General features: G+C 62.6%; 2 protein-coding genes. Both read right to left on the bottom strand.

Annotation, left to right across the window (positions count from 1 at the left end):
• Positions 1-951 (bottom strand): thiamine pyrophosphate-dependent dehydrogenase E1 component subunit alpha (locus RMN95_RS10235; protein ID WP_309616820.1); only part of this gene is annotated, 951 nt, incomplete at its 3' end.
• Between the two features lie 1283 nt (positions 952-2234).
• On the bottom strand, positions 2235-2487 hold a 253-nt coding region (locus RMN95_RS10230; protein WP_309616819.1), incomplete at its 5' end, for a hypothetical protein.

The raw sequence follows: 2487 nt of genomic DNA, 5'->3' as shown, positions 1-2487 counted from the left end.
TGTTGATCGCAGATAGACACCGAGGCGATCGATCGGGTCTTTGCGGCGCCAGGCCTCCAGCTCGGCCGCGTCTCGATACCGGGTGGGATCATCCGCCGTCGTGTGCGGTCCCATCCGGTAGGTGACGGCCTCGATGAACGTGGGGCCGTCGCCCCGTCTGGCACGGTCGAGCGCGGCGCGGGTGACCGCGAGCACGGCGAGCACGTCGTTCCCGTCGACCTGCACCCCGGGCATCCCGAATCCGAGTGCCCGGTCGACGATGCTGGTGCGGCTCTGCAATCTCACCGGCTCAGAGATTGCCCACTGGTTGTTCTGGCAGAAGAACACCACGGGTGCGCAGTAGGTGGCGGCGAATACGAGAGCTTCGCTGACATCACCCTCGCTTGTCGCGCCATCGCCGAAGTAGGTCACGGCGACGGCGTCGCTGCCCTTGTTCTGCATGCCCAGCGCGTAGCCGGTGGCGTGTAAGGTCTGCGCGCCGATGATGATCTGGGGAGTGGCCATGTTGTACTCGAACGGATCCCAGCCCGACGCCGTCGTGCCGCGCCACGCGCCCAGCAGGTCGACTCCGGAGACGCCGCGGCAGTAGGCGACGGCGTTCTCGCGGTAGCTGCTGAAGACGAAGTCGCGGGGCAGCAGAGCCCTCGCCGAACCGACCTGGGCGGCTTCCTGACCGAGTAGCGGCGGCCAGAGACCGAGCTCGCCCTGCCGCTGGAGGGCGGTGGCTTCGGTGTCGATGCGCCGGACGACGACCATATCCCGGTACAGCGAGAGCAGCTCGGCATCGTCGACATCGGCTACCCAGCGCTCGAACTCGCTACCGTGGATGCGATCGCCGGTGGCGGTGATCAGCTGCACGAACGGGGTGCCCTGGGCTTGGGGATGCGGTGCAACCGGAGCGTGCTCGGCAGTCTGGCCCGTCTCGAGTGTCTCGTCCAACGTTCTGGCCATCACTGTGCTCCGTTGCATAGCTCGATCGTGTTGTGCCGTGTGGCGCATTCCGGCGCAGGCGCCAGATTGTTATGTCACGGTACGCCGGGCGCGGTATTGTGCGCAATTGTGTCCGAACAAATTGAGCAGAACGCACAATCCGTACTTCTCGAAGCGCCGCAGGCAGCACTAGTTGCGTACTGTGCGGGTCATCTTCCCGACGCAGCCGAGTTCGTGAATGACGAACACTCACCACTTGGCATCGAAGGTAGTCGAGACGGTGAAGTTGCGCATGCATAAAACTAGACCGAGACCCCGAGCCAAGTCCGAAGGTCACGACAGTAATCTGTTCTGCACGGCGTACCTCACTGGTCAGCTTCAACCTGGCGCGATGAGTCTCGAATTTGTGGTTGCGACGCTCTGAAATCGCCTCTCTGTGACGGCTTGATCGGGCCGCGCTTGCGACTTGTCGGGCTGGTTGTGGGCTATCGTCTCGAGGGGCCTTGCGTGGTGAGGGCGTCGTTCTAACGCTTCACTTTCACGTCCGGTTGTGGCTTTACCCTCTCGTCGGGTGATGGTGGGTGGTGTGCTGTGACGGGAGCGGGTTCCCGCTCTTCGGTGAGCAGGGGATACCTTGCTGGTGTAGCGGGAGAAGAGGGTGGATCTCGGATCGAGCCAGATTGTGTTTCTTCCGCTATCTGCGTCGAGCTTATTGGTCCACGAGAAGATGGAATCCTCGCGGCGGCGAAGCTTTGCGATGGTTACCATCTGCAAGTGCGCCAGCGAACGATCATCAAAGAAAATTTCTACTTCATTGAATCCCTACGGTGATGAGCCCATCACGTTCCCTCACCTGGTTGAGGGGTTCTCCGCCGACCTCGGTCGAGGCCGGAAATGACGCAGCGATCGTTTCATAACAGGTCGTTCTGCGGCAACTGTTGGGGCTCGCCCACTACGTCGGGTCACAGCGCGTAGCTGTCTGTAGGCTCGCGCCATGTCACGGCCGAAAGAGGCGGGTTGGTACGCCGATGCGTCACGTCGAGACCCTACCGATCTCGGTTGTTTGTAGGTTTTGTGTAGGGCCGCAACTGTCTCGAACTGTGCATGCCGACGTTGAGTGGTGCGCCGCTACATCGTCGGCGCTAGGACGTGGCTCAAGTGGTCTCTCCTCACGGCTCCCACTGCCGCCCGTGCGGACCAGCTACGCCGTGGAGCAGCACGACCCGAACACGGCGGCGTTCAAGAGACCATCCCGGCTTCTAGGAGGGTGATCGACCTTTGGACCGGCGGCAACGTCGACGGCGTCAGAGTGCAGTGGGCGGCTCTCGACGCCTGAATACCCAGTGCTCGTCGGGGCCGAGCGTCAGCCGCTGCTCACGGGGAAGGTATTCCGATGTGAAGGCAACCGGGGTGAGGCCACCATAGTCGGCCAGCACTTCGGTCTCAGCGTCATCGACGATCTCGCGCAATTCTTCGGTCGGTTCAACGTCGAAGACGAAGTGCCCCGACACCGACTGGCTGTCGACCTTGATTGAAACCCCCCGCAGCTCGGGCGTG

It is taken from the genome of Salinibacterium sp. (assembly GCF_031364185.1).
Classification (GTDB): domain Bacteria; phylum Actinomycetota; class Actinomycetes; order Actinomycetales; family Microbacteriaceae; genus Rhodoglobus.
Note: the sequence above shows the minus strand (reverse complement) of the source record. Positions and strands in the feature narration are given on the sequence as shown.